Annotated in this window: 13 protein-coding genes; 5 read left to right on the forward strand and 8 right to left on the reverse strand. The window is 46.3% G+C overall.

The genetic code is table 11. From position 1 onward, the window contains the following. The first annotated feature begins 317 nt into the window (after positions 1–317). From SO_RS00695 to SO_RS00705, 3 genes are all read left to right on the forward strand, one after another. Complete coding sequence (locus SO_RS00695; protein WP_011070549.1) at positions 318–803, forward strand: hypothetical protein; 486 nt, start codon at positions 318–320, stop codon at positions 801–803. A gap of 230 nt (positions 804–1,033) precedes the next feature. Continuing rightward, the gene (locus SO_RS00700) at positions 1,034–1,603 is read left to right on the forward strand and encodes a hypothetical protein (RefSeq protein WP_238560539.1); all 570 of its coding nucleotides are present in this window, start codon (positions 1,034–1,036) and stop codon (positions 1,601–1,603) included. 59 nt (positions 1,604–1,662) lie between these two features. After that, a complete protein-coding gene (locus SO_RS00705) occupies positions 1,663–1,809 on the forward strand; it encodes a hypothetical protein (protein WP_011070551.1) in 147 nt (48 codons plus the stop codon). 1,193 nt (positions 1,810–3,002) lie between these two features. Here the strand turns inward: SO_RS00705 and SO_RS00710 are convergent. Continuing rightward, positions 3,003–3,779, reverse strand: a complete 777-nt coding sequence (locus tag SO_RS00710) for a DUF4097 family beta strand repeat-containing protein (protein WP_011070552.1) — start codon at positions 3,777–3,779, stop codon at positions 3,003–3,005. A 271-nt stretch (positions 3,780–4,050) separates the two neighbouring features. Between SO_RS00710 and SO_RS00715 the strand changes: the two genes are divergently transcribed. Beyond that, positions 4,051–4,818 (forward strand): class I SAM-dependent methyltransferase, encoded by a 768-nt coding sequence (locus tag SO_RS00715; protein WP_011070553.1) that lies wholly within the window; start codon positions 4,051–4,053, stop codon positions 4,816–4,818. A 25-nt stretch (positions 4,819–4,843) separates the two neighbouring features. Here SO_RS00715 and SO_RS00720 read toward each other — a convergent pair whose 3' ends face one another. The 3 genes from SO_RS00720 to SO_RS00730 form a co-directional block, all read right to left on the reverse strand. Further along, positions 4,844–6,835 carry a M14 family metallopeptidase gene (locus tag SO_RS00720; RefSeq protein ID WP_011070554.1) on the reverse strand — a complete coding sequence of 664 codons (1,992 nt, stop codon included), beginning with the start codon at positions 6,833–6,835 and terminating at the stop codon, positions 4,844–4,846. 133 nt (positions 6,836–6,968) lie between these two features. Beyond that, complete coding sequence (locus SO_RS00725) at positions 6,969–8,093, reverse strand: FUSC family protein (protein ID WP_011070555.1); 1,125 nt, start codon at positions 8,091–8,093, stop codon at positions 6,969–6,971. Between the two features lie 531 nt (positions 8,094–8,624). Continuing rightward, entirely contained in the window at positions 8,625–9,863 is a 1,239-nt protein-coding gene (locus tag SO_RS00730; protein WP_011070556.1) for a dicarboxylate/amino acid:cation symporter, read from the reverse strand. Between the two features lie 476 nt (positions 9,864–10,339). Here SO_RS00730 and SO_RS00735 point away from each other — a divergent pair, with 476 nt between their 5' ends. Then, positions 10,340–10,696, forward strand: a complete 357-nt coding sequence (locus SO_RS00735; RefSeq protein ID WP_011070557.1) for a DUF7716 domain-containing protein — start codon at positions 10,340–10,342, stop codon at positions 10,694–10,696. Between the two features lie 164 nt (positions 10,697–10,860). On the opposite strand, the gene SO_RS00740 is transcribed toward SO_RS00735, so the two are convergent. From SO_RS00740 to hslR, 4 genes are all read right to left on the reverse strand, one after another. Next, positions 10,861–12,420 (reverse strand): AbgT family transporter, encoded by a 1,560-nt coding sequence (locus SO_RS00740; protein WP_011070558.1) that lies wholly within the window; start codon positions 12,418–12,420, stop codon positions 10,861–10,863. A gap of 253 nt (positions 12,421–12,673) precedes the next feature. Next, positions 12,674–14,215 carry a phosphoenolpyruvate carboxykinase gene (locus SO_RS00745; protein ID WP_011070559.1) on the reverse strand — a complete coding sequence of 514 codons (1,542 nt, stop codon included), beginning with the start codon at positions 14,213–14,215 and terminating at the stop codon, positions 12,674–12,676. 201 nt (positions 14,216–14,416) lie between these two features. Next, positions 14,417–15,277 carry an Hsp33 family molecular chaperone HslO gene (hslO, locus tag SO_RS00750; RefSeq protein ID WP_011070560.1) on the reverse strand — a complete coding sequence of 287 codons (861 nt, stop codon included), beginning with the start codon at positions 15,275–15,277 and terminating at the stop codon, positions 14,417–14,419. Positions 15,278–15,302: 25 nt separating this feature from the next. Further along, positions 15,303–15,701, reverse strand: coding sequence for a ribosome-associated heat shock protein Hsp15 (gene hslR / locus SO_RS00755; RefSeq protein WP_011070561.1), 399 nt, complete (start codon positions 15,699–15,701; stop codon positions 15,303–15,305). Between the last annotated feature and the right edge of the window lie 239 nt (positions 15,702–15,940).

A 15,940-nucleotide genomic window follows, 5' to 3' on the forward strand; every position in this document is an offset into this window, starting at 1 on the left:
CGCACTTCCATCTGATCACACTTCAAGGTGCAAGTTCACTCTAATTTAATGATTTATCTGAAAATCATCAGGGGATTCTTCAGTGCTCGACGGCGGCATCCATGCCGCCAACGGTCACTTCCATGTCAGTGCTTAATCCAATTAACCACTGAGTATTCTTTTAGTCCTACATGCCCCAATTCTGTAGTTACGCCGCAAAATTTAATAGTGGGTGCCTCGATAATTAAAACGGTTCACTATGGGATCATCGAGTTTAAAAAGTTGCTTTGTGGTTACCCGCTGGTGATATGATTGTTCAATAAACATTGAGGTGATCTATGGATAGAATATCTTTAATACTATTCACGCTGGTGTTAACGGGCGGTCCTACTTTTACGGTCTTTGCCGAAGTCTATAAATGTGCTGATGGAAAATATCAGGCTGATCCCTGTAATGAAACGAGCAAGCCAGTTGATTTAAGTGGCGTCGGTAGCTTTATTAAAAGCAGTGACAGTACCGCTCAATCAAGCGTGAGTTCAAGCGCTACTTCTGATAAGAAAAAAGAAATCAGTACCTATATCGAGAGGCAACGTATTGCCCGAGAGATCTCTCGGCTTGAGGCTGACCGCAAGAAGGTGATTGCGGCGCGTGACCAGCGCTTACGTAATCTGCGTGAAAGTCGGCAGTATGCGAATAACAACTTAGCTGGTGCAACCTGGCAGCAAAGCTTAGCTCAGGAACAAGTCGCTGCAGCCCAAGAGGCCGACACGTTGGTGTCATCTATCGATCGGCAAATAGAGCAGCTAAAAGAAGAGTTAAAATAGCGCTGGCTCGTTTGAATGTCTTTTTTCGTGATGATGTGTTTATTGAAATACTGATAAATTTATTTTATTTTAAGTGATTAACCATGTGTACTTTTACTGGTCTAATGAGGTTAACTCGCATGCGCACTAAGACGTTATTTTTTCAAGGGAATTGTGCGTCATATATGCTTTTCAAAAAACATGTATTTATAATTTTTCTTTCAATAATATCTGTCTCGTGTGCGCCTGTAGTGAGAGATTACTACAAGCCAATATATAGCGAAGGAGTTACACACAGTAGTGGCTGCGGAGGTTCTGGCCCTGCGGATAAAATATCAATACCGCTTAGTGGGGGAGTTGAGCTCAAAGTATCTAGCTCTAGTTCTGCAAAAAAATTTTATTTTACAGCTTCAATTGCTGCACCATCTGGAACATATTTTCAATTTGATAGCGACGAAATTGTAATTACTGACAATGCAATAAATAAAGTATGGAATGTAAGAATTACTGAATTAATTACACTGCCAGAGAATGTTTCAAATGCTAATTCTGTTGAACCCGCTAATGGGAATGAATATCTCCGTGTGATTCCAACATCAAAGATAATGGGTAATACCTTTTTTGGATATAACACATTATTTGGTAAAAAGTATTTTAATTCTGGTGCGTCAATAAGTATTTTATCAAGAGATATTGAGTATAAATTGGAAGATTACTCAGTCCAGTTACCATCCATTATTATAAATGGTAACAAATATATTACTGAGCCCATAAGATTTTTACATGTGCGAAGTATAGGGATAGACCCTCTGAATTGTTAATGTAATATGTTTTATCAGCATCGAAAAGACATTGTAATTACTAATTAGGGATGGCATTAATGTTATTAAAAAAATTTAACAGTGGGTGTCTTGATAAACTCACCAATAACCAAGGCCCAATCGATAGCGAACAACCCAGCTTAATGAACGATGACTTGCAGTTACTCAAACAGAACTGCTCAGAAGAATTTAAAGGGATGAAGTAGGAAGTAATATGTTTTCTGAGTTTATATCTAGTTTTATATCTGATTCTACAGTAAAAGCAGCAGTAATCACTGCAGTATTAGCGTTTTCAGGATCGCTTTTTGTTGCATTCTTTAGTAGAGCACAAAAGGTAAGTTTAAACGGGACACCCATTGTTAAATTTTGTGAGTGATGCAATAAAAGTCAGGCATTACTGGCTATCAATGGTTGCACCCAATCAAGCATTGTTGCACCAGTGACCTTCTAAAACATGGATGTTTTAGTAGAGCCTACAAGGACCCGATTTTTAAAGCATGAGTACGGCGAGTCACTGGTGTGGCTCATATAAGAGCGTGTGAACGCCTGCGGCAGGCAATTAGGGGATACGATAGCCTGAAGCTGTGATGTTGCCTATTAGCAACTCGAACCATTACCGAAACTAGCACTGGCTCACCGAGCGAGTTTATCTAGATAATCATTGTCAAAAATTTAACAATGGGTGTCCGATAAACTTACATCCGATAAACTTACAAATCTAAAAATAGAGTCCGTACTATGTCCGTACAAGTTGCGATCTGGTTGTTTAAACTTTATACTCCAATCCATTACGGATTTACTCCGTACGATAGGAGGTTTTATCGAGTTTATCGAGACACCCACTGTTAAATTTTCTTACAGGAATGATAGGGCTGGAAAAACTCTTTTAGGATTAACAGCCTGCACCGAGGGATCGAAGCTCGTTTCCTTCGCGAAGTTGATGAACAAAAGTCAGGACAGGCATTACTCGACTGTTAATGGTTGCACCTAATCCAGCATTGTTGCGCCAGTGACCTTCTAAAACACGGATGTTTTAGTAGAGCCTACAGGGACGCAATTTTTAAAGCATGAGTACGGCGAGTCACTGGTGTAGCTCATATAAGAGCGTGCGAAAGCCTGCGGCAGGCAATTAGGGAATACGATAGCCAGAAGCCATGATGCCGCCTATTAGCCCTTCGAATCATGACCGAACCTACTGTTCAGAATTGAGTCTGAGAAAATTTCATACGCAAAAAAATGCCACTACAAGGGGTTAGTGGCATAAAGTGCATAAGATTGTCCATGGAACGGTAACGCAAAAGGGGTGGGTAGAAGACTGACATTTTGGTTGGGAACCGTTACAACATCAGTCTCTACGCCGGGAAGTCGGTTGAGCAGTCTCTCTTGATTTTACTGGCAATTATTGTTTGCTGACTGGGCCATCGATTTTATCGAAGCTTACATCCCCTAAACCTGCCGAGAGAATGGTTAAGCCCTTAGTGTTCACCACATTGATATTGCCTGAGCCATCGTTAATGGTGACTGTGCTTTGCACATTAGCGACTTCAATTTCGCCTGAACCATCATCAATGGTGATGCTGCCTTTAATATCATTGATTTGGATACCACCAGAGCCATCGACAATGGTGAGGTTGCCGTTCACTTGGCTGACTTCAATCGCGCCCGAGCCATCATCAATACTGACATTATTGCCGCCATGGATAACCAGTTCGCCTGAGCCATCCTTGACCTTGATATCCGCAGTCATCTTGTTGATCACAATCGCACCGGAGCCATCGTCAATATCCAGCGCTAATCCGGCTGGCACTTGTAGTTTTAAATCGATATAGGGTGAGTAATTGCTAAAGCTGCTATGGGATTCAAAATTGGCCTTAAGCTCGGCTCTGTTGGCCGCTTTCTCGAGGCTCAAAATGACTTTGCTATCGTCATTACTATAGATATCAGCGACTAACTTAATTTGGGTTAGACCTTCGACACCGATAATTTCGAGACTGCCTGCACCCGTTTTGGCGACCAGCGTTTGTACCTCTTGTGCATCCAGAGTCAGCTCACGCTGCTGGTGATCTAACTCCAGCATTCCGGCGGCATTAACATTAATGATGCAACCCGTGAGGAAAATGCCCGCTGTAAAGGCGGCGATAAATCCGAGGGTGAATATAAAAGGGCGTAGTGACATTGTATTCTTCCTTGTTATTGACACTCGACAATTGACTGAGCGGCGTACTGATAGCGATTTCGTTTATGTAAATCGTAATAGCACATCCTATGCCAGTTTTAGAATTCATTAATAATCAATATTATATTGCAGAAGTGTCCGTTAGTGTTTAAGCGGACATGTCCGCAAAATGAGCGATTTGCCCACTGATTAGTGAAATTGCTCATTTATTAGGTTACTGTGAGCCCCCATCAATCCCGCTTGATTTAAAGCCCTGCTAGAAAGGATTCATATGGATTATTTAACGACCAATAAAATCGCCTGGGATGCCCGCACTCGGGTGCATTTAACCTCTGATTTTTATGATGTTGAAGGCTTTTTGAGTGGCAAAATATCCTTAACGGAAATCGAATTAAATGAGCTTGCGGTGGCGGGCAAAAGTCTACTGCATCTGCAATGTCATTTTGGTTTAGATACCCTGTCGTGGGCGCGAATGGGCGCAAAAGTGACTGGGGTCGATTTATCTGAGGTGGCGATCGCGGAGGCGTGCAAGTTGGCGCAGCAGACGCAGTTATCTGCCGAGTTTATTTGTAGTGATGTCTACAGCGTTGTAGGCAAAGTTGAGCCGCAGGATATTGTATTTACCTCCTACGGTGCCATTGTGTGGCTGCCCGATTTAACGCTTTGGGCGCAGACCATTGCGGCTTGTTTAAAGCCCGGCGGACAGTTTTACATGGCCGAGTTTCATCCGGCGCAGCAGCTATTCGATGGTTATAGCTATTTTAATCGGGGTGAGCCAGATATTGAGCAGGAAGGGACCTATACCGAGAATGCCAGTGATGATCAGCAAACCTTAATGTGCTGGTCGCATAGCTTGTCTGAAGTGATCAATGCGTTATTGCAGGCGGGTTTGGAGTTAGTGTTTTTCCACGAATTTGCGTTTAGCCCCTATAACTGTTTCGAAGGGCTAGAGGCGCAAGCTGATGGCCGTTATGTGTTAATACACCAAGGGCAACAGGTGCCCTTGGTGTATAGCATTAGCGCGCGTAAGCCTGTTTAAGTCTTGCCGTTTTTAATGGCTAAGATTAGCGGCTACGGTAGACAGGATACGTAAGATATTGATTATCGTAGTAAGGGCTGCGCTCATAGAACCAGCGTAAGCGAGCCTCGGGATCGGCGGCAAACTCAGGGTTTTCCAGTGCTTTATTAAACTCAGCCTGTAGCTTGGGATCTTCCTTCAGCATCTTGGCGGCCAGCGGTTCTACTGCATAGTCCTCAATATATTCGGTACGGGTAAAGATAGGGTTAAAGAAGCCCCATTGCAGTAACGAGTCCGGTGATTGTGGCTCAAGTAGTAAAATCGCCAGATCGCCTAAGGGTTGCTCTGTGCTGATTTTTACTGTGCCGGCGGGCAAGGTAGTGGTCAGTTTCGCCAGTGTCGAGTCGGCCTTCACTGTGAGTCGTCCCTCGAATGCCTTGGAATTAAACACCGGATTGCTCAGGCTATATTGCTGCAATTTAAGCTCGGTTGGTTTGCTTAAACGTGTCATCCGGATGCCGTGTAGATTCAAGCGGTCAATCACTTGCGTCCATTCTGCGGGAATATAGTAGGCGCTCGGGCGAGTGACTTTAATATCGGGCACAGTTTCGGCCATCACTGGTAAATTGGGGTACAGCTTTGGCTCGCCCGTCCAACGCACTACGTCGGTGCCGCTAATCGGACTCTGCTCAAGCTTGTAGTCGATGCCTTTAAAATCCCAACCCTTAGCCAGCGGCGCCGATTTCCAGGTGAGCGTGATCAGTGGTGAGGCGCGGTATTTATCCTCTTGAATCGCACTCTTTAATTTTGTGGCTTGGTCGCCAACGGTTTTCAGGGTTTGCTCTAGCAGCACATAGGTGCCGAGTACCCGTTGTTTAAAGGGTTTTAAGCTGTGGTTTTCAATCAAAATAGTCGGCAGATGGCGGGCATCACCATAACCATTGGAGAAGCGTGGGCTTGGATTCCACAGGGACATGCCCTTGGCGATATCTGCGTTATCCGCAGCGAAAATCAGCGGGCCAGGAATATGGCCTTGGGCGCTTAGCGCCGCTTCGACCGCTGGGCGGTAGCTGTTTTCGAGCCAGCGAAAGCTCGCGGGACTCAAGCCTTGGGCGAGGTTGTAACCAAAGGTAATATCGTACTGGTAATCGATGCCGTCGGTGACATGCACATCAAGATATAAGTCTGGTTGCCACACATTAATAGCCTGCAGCATATGCTGCATTTCTAAGGTGTCGGCCTTGGCGTAGTCACGGTTAAGGTTAAGGTTATTGGCATTGGTACGCCAGCCCATATTCACTGGGCCACGTTGGTTTACACGATTAAATTCGCCGCTGCGCTCATGGGCATCGACGCTAAATATCGGCACAAACAACAGGTTGGCTTTTTCGAGCAGGTCGCTTTTGTCGCCTTTAACCATATCCCGCAGCAACATCATGCCCGCATCTTTACCGTCGATTTCACCGGCATGGATACCGGCTTGCACCAGAATTGTCGGTTTAGCATTTTGTTTCAGCTGTGCCGATTCGTTAATGCCTTCACTGCTGGCGACATACATCCAAATATCGCGGCCTTGAGGGCTCTTGCCGAGGCTGACTTTTTGCAACTTAGTGGTTTCGGCTGCCAGTCTATCGAGCCATGCGATGGTATTGTCATAGCTTGGGCTTTCAATGCCATTGCTTTGCTCGAAGGGGGTTGCCCATTCGTGATCTGCGCTAAGTAACAGCGACTCACTGGCACCGTGCCAAGTGATGCTTGGCGGGAGAATGGCATCATTGACAAAGGTATTGGCGCGCGTCGGTGTTGCTGCGACTTCGGGAGCGGTTTCTGTCGCGGGCAAAGCGCTGTTGCTAGCACTGGTTTCAACCGCGTCGGTTTTAGCGGCCTCAGTATTTGCAACTTCAGTGCTGGCAGCTCCAGTATTAGTCACTTCGGGTTGCGCGACTTCGGTATTCGCGGCAACGGCTAACTGGGCTGTGAATAATGATCCCGCGGATAAGCATGCGATGGCGACAACGGAAAGGGAAAACAAGCGCATGAAAAGAGTCCATATATCGAATTTTTATTAGGGCGGTATCTTTTCATTAAACCCCCAGCCAGCGCAAGGGCTGCCAAGGGTTTATCTTGGTTTGCGGCCATGGTTGTAGGCCGCAATTCCCCGCCGTCACTGCTTAAGCAGGGTTAGCGATTTTATGTAACTTGATTTGTCCGTTATAGGCGGCTTCGATAATCTCGATATCGGCATAAAGCGCTTCAACGGCAATGGCGAGTTGATAGATAAGCCAGCCGTACCCCGTGAGGGCAAATCCTTGTGCAACCTCGTTTGCCACAGAGGTAGAGGTGTGGTCAGGCGCAGGTGTTGCCAAGGTAAGTTGTAATCTGTGTTGTAACTCTTGCTCTAATGCGTTTGGCAGTGTGGGTAATGTGGCTGTTTTACCTGCAACAAATTCGCCAAGGCGTTGCAGATAAGCGGTGAGCTCGGCGGCGACGTTATTGATTTGGTGGTAAGCCTCTTTGTCGGCCTCCTGCCAGCGACTTAAGGGCAGGAGTTCGAGCAGGGTGATCAGTCTCACCTGTTTGTTGACTAATTCCGCCAGCAGCACTTTGTGCTTTTTTAGGGTTTGGCTTTCCCATTCGAGGGAGAAAAACAGCTTCTTCTGGGTTAATACGGCCTTCATGGCCGCTTCGAGATCGGCACGAAAATCTAAATCATGGTTGGCGGGCGCCTGTAAATGCTGGGTGAGCACTTTGGCCATACTATTGATGGCATTAGCGAGCTGACTACGCCAGTCGTGTTTAGCTTTAATCGGGAAGATAAATAACGACACCAAAATGGCGATCACACAGCCAAGCAAAATATTGGCCGTGCGCCACAGCGCCTCAGAGGTATCATGGCTGGCATCGCCAACAACGATAATAATGGTGAATCCTGCCACCAGATAGGCGTAGCTATAACGTCCCGCCGAGATAAAACAGATCAGCGTTACCCCTAAAATCAACAAGCCCATAATCAACCAATAGCTGTCGATAGTGGCCACTAACATCACACCGTAAGCTGAACCTAAACAGGTACCTACCGCCCGTTGCAGTGACTTTTCAATCGCCCCGCCCACCTGTGGCAGGCTCATCATAATGATCACAATTGTCACCATGCTCCAAATAAAATGCGGCGGTGACCAAATGGCATTAATAATGACCGCAATCAGCAGGGCGAGGCCGAGTTTAAGGGCGTGAATCGCGCGAAAGTGGCGATAGATAAAGTCGGCGAAAGGGCTTGCAGGGGCAAAGACGGACATAATGCAACACTCCTTTGGGCGTGATAACTAGGGCGTGTTGACGTTTCAGGGTTGTTTTTGCAGCAATTTGGCTGGCTTTTATGCAAGGCAAAGTCCGTGCAGTGTAGTTATTCTACATAAACGGACGATAACGCGGCAGAAAAGCCAGCCAAATGCTGCCCGAAGGGGTCGTTTGGCAAGCCCTTGCTCTTACTTTCTGTCATAAGAGCCGCTCGTCATTTGAGTGAATAACGACACATCATTCCTCGTTTCGCGAGCACGAACTTGCCAGAACGAACAAAATTTAATCTCGAAACGTCAACACGCCCTAAACCATTATCGCAGAAAGGCACTGTGCCAGTGTTGCTGGACAGGTAAAGAAATGCAAATTGTGAGGCGGCGCCCTTAGAGCTTGGCCCTCGCTACCGCCAAGATCACATTAATGCTAGGCAAGCGATATTTAATCAGTTGGATAGGTGCGTGTGAAAAGGTTCGTGCATAAAAAAGGCTTGAATAAGCAAGCCTATTCAAGCCTTAGGATGCGCGTGCGTGTTAACTCGGTTCTTGAGTCAGTTGCTCTGCGGTGTATTTATCCATAATCACTGCGCAGGCGGCATCACCTGTGATGTTAAGCGCGGTGCGGATCATGTCAAACACTCGGTCGAGGGCAAATAACAGCGGTAAACCATCAATGGGAATACCCGCAGCCAATAGCACTGCGACCACTAAAAATGAGGGACCAGGCACACCCGCTTGGCCAATGGCGCCTAAGGTGGAGGTAAAGATAATCGCGGCGTATGCGGTCATTGAGAGGTCAATGTTGTACATCTGCGCGAAAAACATTGCGACCAGACCATAATAAATCGCGTTACCACTCATATTGATGGTGGCACCTAAGGGCAGTACGAAAGCCGTGGTTGCCTTAGAGACCTTAAGATCTTCTTCGCAGGTTTCCATGTTCACTGGCAGCGTTGCCATTGATGACGCGGTAGACAGTGCCATCACCTGTGGCTTTTTCATCGCCGAAATAAACTGGCGCGCTGATACCTTAGAGAATAACTGCACCACTAAGGGGAAGAACACAAAACCATAGATCAGGATTGCAGCGACAAATACCGCGAATAATTTAAATACGACTTCTAAGGCATCAAAACCAAAGGTGCCGACGGAATCTGCCATCAAGCCAAATACCCCAATCGGTGCAATCACCATCACACAGTTGATCATCCACACAAAGGCGTCAACGACGGTATTTAACGCTGCCATGATGGGTTTAGCGCCATCACCTTTGACCTTAGTCAGTGCAATACCAAAGAAAATACTAAACACCAGTATTTGCAGGATATTTCCACCGTTTAGTGATTCGAACACATTGGTTGGGATCATGCCGATAAAGGTGTCGATCACTCCGGGTAGTGCGCCATGCTCCTTGGTCACTTCCATCAAGTCGCTGCTGCTATGGGCGGTAAAGTCGACACCAGCGCCGGGTGTAAATATGCTGCCCATAACCAACGCCAAGGCGACGGCAAGCCCTGAGGTGATAATAAAGAAGCCGAAAGTGCCCACGCCAATCTTACCCGCCGATGGACTATCACCTAAGCTGGCTGCGCCACTAATGATTGAAACTAATACCAGTGGGATCACTAGCATTTTGATTAAATGGATAAAAATGGTACCCAGCGGTGCGAAGATACTCGCACTTTCGCCCATCATAAAACCCACAAGTGCGCCAATAATCATGGCAATCACGACTTGCACACCAATGTTGCCTAATAAACTCTTGCTCTTCATTCTTGCGAAACTCCCCGGTTACCGCGGCATTTGGTGTCTTAAGATTCGAAAGGCTGCTCTTGGTTTTAGCATTAAAAGCTTAGCCCTGACACATTTTTTGGGCGCTTAAGGTACCACAGTTGGCATCACTGGGTTTGTGAAACATCACCAACCTTGGTTTGAAAATAACCAAAAACTAAATAACAGGCATGCTATATAGAGAATGCTCAAAAATACCCGCTGTAAAATATGGTTTATCTAATTTTTGTGCGGGTTTTATCCATCGAATTGATGAATTGTGATTTTAGCTTTGTTGGGTAGACATATTATTGCGTACTCTTAGGGGCTGGTTAAAAAGCTACAGTGCTTTCTATCTGCAGTTTACCCTTTGTAAGCAGTACGAATGTCCAGAGATTGATTGCTAACGTAGGCCCTATTCTGTCAAAGCAAAGGACTCGCATTGCATTTGTGTACGACAAACCCACGCAGAGGAATTTATGAATATCACTTCATTCTTTGGTCAGCCCGAATCGTTACTGTGCTGGATTGGCAAGTGTATCGAGCAACCGGGACTCAGTTATTGGCTGGTTTATCAAGATCTTGCAGAAGGCGAATCCCTGCAGCTGACGACGCCATTATTCCCGATAGTGAATGATATGAGGGACTTATCGGATGCAGAAATCGATGCTTTTGAAGATGGCTTGAGCCGCAATGACTATAGCTATTTATTAAACACGGATCAGATTGAGGACGTTATTTATAACCTCAAGCAGCAAAAAGCCCAGCCAAGTGAGCAGGAACTGCTTGAGGCCATTATCTTTTACTATGAGCGAGATGCGTTTATAGATATTTAAGTGTTTGGATTTATTTGTTTTTTCTTTTTTATAAGGTGTAATGCCGACGGTTGGCGTCGGCATTGGCGTTTAAGGCGAGGTGAAAAGTGGTGTAGTGTTTAGTGGTTATTGAGGTAGCGAACGCTCGTGTATTATGAATTCAATTTCGCAAGCTCTTGCACGCCCTAAGGTATTGCTGGGAAAGTGAGGGTGCTGCCGATACCTAGGGGTAAGCCCAATGCCCAGTAAACCAATAAAAAAGCGCTCCAAAGCAGTAGAAAACTGATTGAAAACGGCAACATCAGAGCGATTAGCGTACCTATGCCTGATTCTTTAACGTATTTTTGGCAGAACACCACAATCAATGGAAAGTAAGGCATCAGCGGGGTGATGATATTGGTGGATGAGTCGCCCACGCGGTAAGCGGCTTGAGTCAAGTCAGGTGATACACCTAGCTCCATTAACATGGGCACCATAATGGCACCAATCAATGCCCATTTAGCTGACGCAGAACCCACTAATAGATTGACTAGCGCAGTAAGAAAAATAATGCCCACCAGAGTGACACTTAAGGGCAGAGCTAATTCTTTTAAGGCCAATGCGCCTTTAATCGCCATTAACGCGCCTAAATTGGATTGGCCGAAAGCATAAATAAACTGGGCACAGAAAAAGGCCATGACGATGTAATAACCCATACCACTCATGGATTTACTCATGCCCTGAATAATCGCTCTGTGATTATTTGCTGTGCCTGCGACATAGCCATACACAATGCCGGGGATGAGGAAAAACACAAAAATAATCGCCACGATCGAGCGCATTAAGGGTGCTGAAGCACTGGTTAGTCCGCCATCTTCGCCACGCCAAGCAGAGTTGTCACCATAGGCAGTTAATACTAATCCTAATACACACAACAACATGGATAGCATGGCAAATCTGAGTCCGCGGCGCTCATTGGGCTGCAGCTCATCTAGGGTCGGGAGTGTTGCTGGATCGCCGTTAACCGCTGTCTTTTTTAGGCGTGGTTCGATCACTTTATCGGTAATAAACCAGCCAACTAAGATAATTAATATGGCTGAAGCTGAAGTAAAAAATATGTTGTTCAGAGGGTTAATGGTTAATGTTGCTGCTGCAGGATCGGCCGATAATCTTGCGGCCGCTTGAGTTAACCCCGCTAACATAGGATCAAGACTCGATGGCACACCAACCGTAGCTGAAAAACCACCCGATACCCCCGCAAAAGCAGCCGCAATACCAGCTAAGGGGTGGCGACCCGCGGCATAAAAAATTACTGCGCCGAGCGGGATAACCAACACATAGCCAGCATCGACTGCCACATGGCTAAGAATACCCACGGCGATCAGTACTGGAGTGAGCAGCATCTTGGGCGTAACCGATAAAATTGACCGCAGCCCGGCATTAATAAAGCCAGTATGTTCAGCAACACCAAGGCCGAGCATGGCAACTAGCACAACACCTAGCGGCGGGAAAGTCACAAAAGTTGAGACAAGTGTTGAAGTAAAGGCGGTTAATGCGCCGCCTTCGAGCATATTTACAACTTTAATGGGATTACCCGTGCGGGGGTCTATCTCAGCAAAACTGACTCCCGATAACCACCAAGATATCAGCCAGACCAAGCCCAGAAATATTGCAAATAATACGGCGGGATCGGGGAGTTTATTCCCTAGTGTTTCGACAGTATTGAGAAATCGCTGGAATCCGGTGGCATGTTTGTGATTATCCATAATGAGTGCAGCTTCCTAATCGTGATTATTGATATTCGTTATTATACGAACACAGGATTAATTTAATCTTGGTTTTGATAATTGACGAGTAATACATTTAATAAATGTTCATTATTGCTTTAGTACCTATGAATTCAATGGTAACAACATTAAACCAAGCAATAGTGATATTCACAGGAAATAAAAAGCGCTGATTCATTACTGAACCAGCGCTTTTTTATTAAATCTTGCGGCTTATAAATAAGCTAAATGATTAAGCCTTTGGGCCAGCGTTGCGAATCGCGTCTGACACTTGATACTTAGCAAAGTTTTTAGTGAAAGCTGCGGCCAGTTTTTGCGCGTATTCAGCGTACAGTGCTTTATCGCTCCACGTGTTTACTGGATTGAGTAAGTTACTGTCGACACCGCTAACCGCCACAGGCACCGCGAGGTTTAAGGTATCTAAATGCACGGTTTCAACGTTTTTCAGCTCGCCGCTGACGATCGCATCGATGATAGCGCGGGTAGTTGGGATGTCGAAACGTTTACCAATACCGTGTGGACCGCCAGTCCAGCCAGTGTTGACTAAGTACACTTGGCTACCGAATGACTCGATACGCTTCATCAGCAGCTCAGCATATACACCTGCTGGACGTGGGAAGAAAGGTGCGCCGAAGCAAGTTGAGAAGGTTGACTGAATTGCAGAAGTTGAACCGATTTCAGTTGAACCCACTTTCGCGGTGTAACCAGAGAGGAAGTGGTAAGCCGCTTGCTCCTTGCTCAGGATAGACACCGGAGGCAACACACCAGACACGTCGCAGGTTAAGAACACCACAGCATGTGGCTCGGCGCCGCGATTATCTTCTTTACGCTGAGCAATATGCTCCAGTGGGTAAGCTGCACGGGTGTTTTCCGTCAGGCTGCTGTCTTTGTAGTTGGGCACGCGGTGCTCGTCCATTACCACGTTTTCAAGCACAGTACCAAAGCGAATCGCATCCCAAATCACAGGCTCGTTCTTTTGGCTTAAATCGATACATTTAGCGTAGCAACCGCCTTCGATATTGAATACGCCGCCCGGTGCCCACCCGTGCTCATCGTCACCGATCAGGAAGCGTTTTGGATCGGCAGACAGGGTGGTTTTTCCTGTACCTGACAGACCGAAGAATAGGGTGGTGTCGCCGTCTTTACCTACGTTAGCCGAGCAGTGCATTGGTAATACACCTTGTGCTGGCAATAGGAAGTTTTGCACCGAGAACATCGACTTTTTCATTTCGCCAGCGTATTTCAGGCCCGCTAACAACACTTTGCGTTCAGCAAAGTTTAAGATCACCGCCGCATCTGAATTGGTGCCATCACGCTCAGGCATACAGACGAAGTCCGGCGCGTTGATGATTTGCCATACAGGTTTGTTTTGACGATTAAATTCTTCTGGGATGATAAAAAGGTTGCGGGCGAACAGTTGGTGCCAAGCGTATTGAGTCGTCACGCGCACTGGCTGGTAATGTTCTGGGTCTGCACCGACTTCGAGGTCAGATACAAACAGCTCTTTATCGGCGAGGAATGCTTCTACACGTGCCCATAAACCTTCAAACGCGCCGGGTTCAAATGCTTGGTTAACTGGTCCCCATTCAATATCTGCCGCTGAACCGGGTTCTTTAACAATAAAACGATCGCCAGGAGAGCGACCTGTACGTGTACCCGTTTTAGCAACCAGTGCGCCGTTAGCCGTCAATTCACCTTCGCCGCGTAGCAGGGCAAATTCGACCAGTTGTGCTGTAGAGGGGTTGTAATGAACGCGGTTTAATCCATCCGCCATAGTGAGGTCTCCATTGACTTGTATTTGTAAGGTTATTTTTTTATCGATCGTCTGCCGATTTTGCTTTTATTTATCGCCCGAGGCGTGCTAGGGGACAAAGTGTGCCGATTGTATCCTATCCACGGCTAAAGTGTGAGCTGGATCATTGAGGCGGGTAAAAAAAGGGCACCCTGAGGTGCCCTGCTAACAGTAAACGATTACTTACTGCTGGGTATTTGAGGCGGTGCCATTAGCATAAATTGATGCGATATCAATAGCATCGAACAGGTATTTTGCATTGCAGTATTCGCAGCCCATTTCCACATTACCGTCTTCTGCCAGTATGGCTTCCACTTCGGCTTGGTCGATCGTTTTAATGGCTGCCGCACTGCGCTCACGTGAACATGTACATTTAAAGCTCACTTCGATAGGGTCGAACAGACGTACTTCTTCTTGGTGATATAGGCGGTGTAATACTTCCTGCGCTTCTAAGGTGAATAATTCCTCCGCCTTGATGGTCGCAGTCAGCTGACACAAATGTTCGAAGTCGGCATTGTGATCTTCTTGGCTAGGTAAAATTTGCAAGAACATGCCAGCAGCTTGTTTTCCATCGGCAAATAACCATAGAGCAGTAGGTAATTGTTCAGACTGATTAAAGTAGTCTTCTACACAGGCGGCCAAGGTCGGTTTGTCGAGGGCGACCACGCCTTGATAACGTTCACCTTCATCGGGTGTGAGGGTAATAACCATATAACCTTGGCCAAATAGATCGGCGAGGCTGGCATCATCGGCCAACTCGCCATCCCAGCGTGCTATGCCACGAAGCTGCTGCAGATTGTTGCCATTGATTACCGCCAGCGATACAGGACCATTACCTTGCAACTGCACGCTAATATCACCGCTAAATTTTAGGGTAGCGGTTAATAAAGAGGTTGCCGCCAGTAATTCGCCGAGCAGGGTTTGCAGCACGGGAGGATAGGCATGTGAACCAATTACCTGTTGATAGCTGTTTTGCAATTGTACGAGTTCACCACGCACATCGGCATTATCGAACAGATAGCGGTGTAAAATATCTTGGGTCATCTTGTGTCTCACTGTTAGGTAACTTTTAGAATTCTTTAAAACGGATAAGCTCTCGTCGCTGTTTTTTATCCGGTTTGCGGTCGGGCGCAGGATTATTCAGTATGTTTAATCGTCTGGCTTCGGCGTTTACCGCACGTTTAGCGGCACTGGCGGCCGTTTCTTGGTACAATTCCTGCGCTATTGATGCACTTTGGCGCACTTCAGATAATTTTTTTATGACGATCTCTTTATCGTCATATCCCTGCCTTATCTTAAGAATGGCACCTATCTCTGCATTCTTACTGGATTTGGTGCGAGCGCCGTTGTAATGTACTTTACCGCCGTTGATCATTTCTTTGGCAATGGCACGGGTTTTATAAAAACGTGCGGCCCATAACCACTTATCGAGTCGAACGCTGCCACTGTCGTCTGAACTTTGTGTCATAGTGTCTCCAAGATAAAAGCTCGATGAGTTCACATGCTGAGTAATAAAATGCCTAAGTCGCATTGCCATTATGTTAAAGGGTGGTGCGCTTCACACCCTTTTTAGGCGGGCAAAGTTAGCATAAATGGCCGATTTTCGCCAATTGCAATACTGTTATGGGGTTGTTGCCAAATGCGGCCTAGGTTAGCATGTGGCGAACATTATAATTTTTATAATCAGAACAGAGACCTGTATAGAGG

The organism is Shewanella oneidensis MR-1 (genome assembly GCF_000146165.2).
Taxonomy (GTDB): Bacteria; Pseudomonadota; Gammaproteobacteria; order Enterobacterales; family Shewanellaceae; genus Shewanella; species Shewanella oneidensis.

Coding starts and splice junctions, on each gene's coding strand:
- hslO (WP_011070560.1), bottom strand. CDS start 15,277: ATGACCCAAGATATTTTACACCGCTATCTGTTCGATAATGCCGATGTG.
- SO_RS00730 (WP_011070556.1), bottom strand. CDS start 9,863: ATGAAGAGCAAGAGTTTATTAGGCAACATTGGTGTGCAAGTCGTGATT.
- SO_RS00745 (WP_011070559.1), bottom strand. CDS start 14,215: ATGGCGGATGGATTAAACCGCGTTCATTACAACCCCTCTACAGCACAA.
- hslR (WP_011070561.1), bottom strand. CDS start 15,701: ATGACACAAAGTTCAGACGACAGTGGCAGCGTTCGACTCGATAAGTGG.
- SO_RS00720 (WP_011070554.1), bottom strand. CDS start 6,835: ATGCGCTTGTTTTCCCTTTCCGTTGTCGCCATCGCATGCTTATCCGCG.
- SO_RS00740 (WP_011070558.1), bottom strand. CDS start 12,420: ATGGATAATCACAAACATGCCACCGGATTCCAGCGATTTCTCAATACT.
- SO_RS00725 (WP_011070555.1), bottom strand. CDS start 8,093: ATGTCCGTCTTTGCCCCTGCAAGCCCTTTCGCCGACTTTATCTATCGC.
- SO_RS00695 (WP_011070549.1), top strand. CDS start 318: ATGGATAGAATATCTTTAATACTATTCACGCTGGTGTTAACGGGCGGT.
- SO_RS00705 (WP_011070551.1), top strand. CDS start 1,663: ATGTTATTAAAAAAATTTAACAGTGGGTGTCTTGATAAACTCACCAAT.
- SO_RS00710 (WP_011070552.1), bottom strand. CDS start 3,779: ATGTCACTACGCCCTTTTATATTCACCCTCGGATTTATCGCCGCCTTT.
- SO_RS00735 (WP_011070557.1), top strand. CDS start 10,340: ATGAATATCACTTCATTCTTTGGTCAGCCCGAATCGTTACTGTGCTGG.
- SO_RS00715 (WP_011070553.1), top strand. CDS start 4,051: ATGGATTATTTAACGACCAATAAAATCGCCTGGGATGCCCGCACTCGG.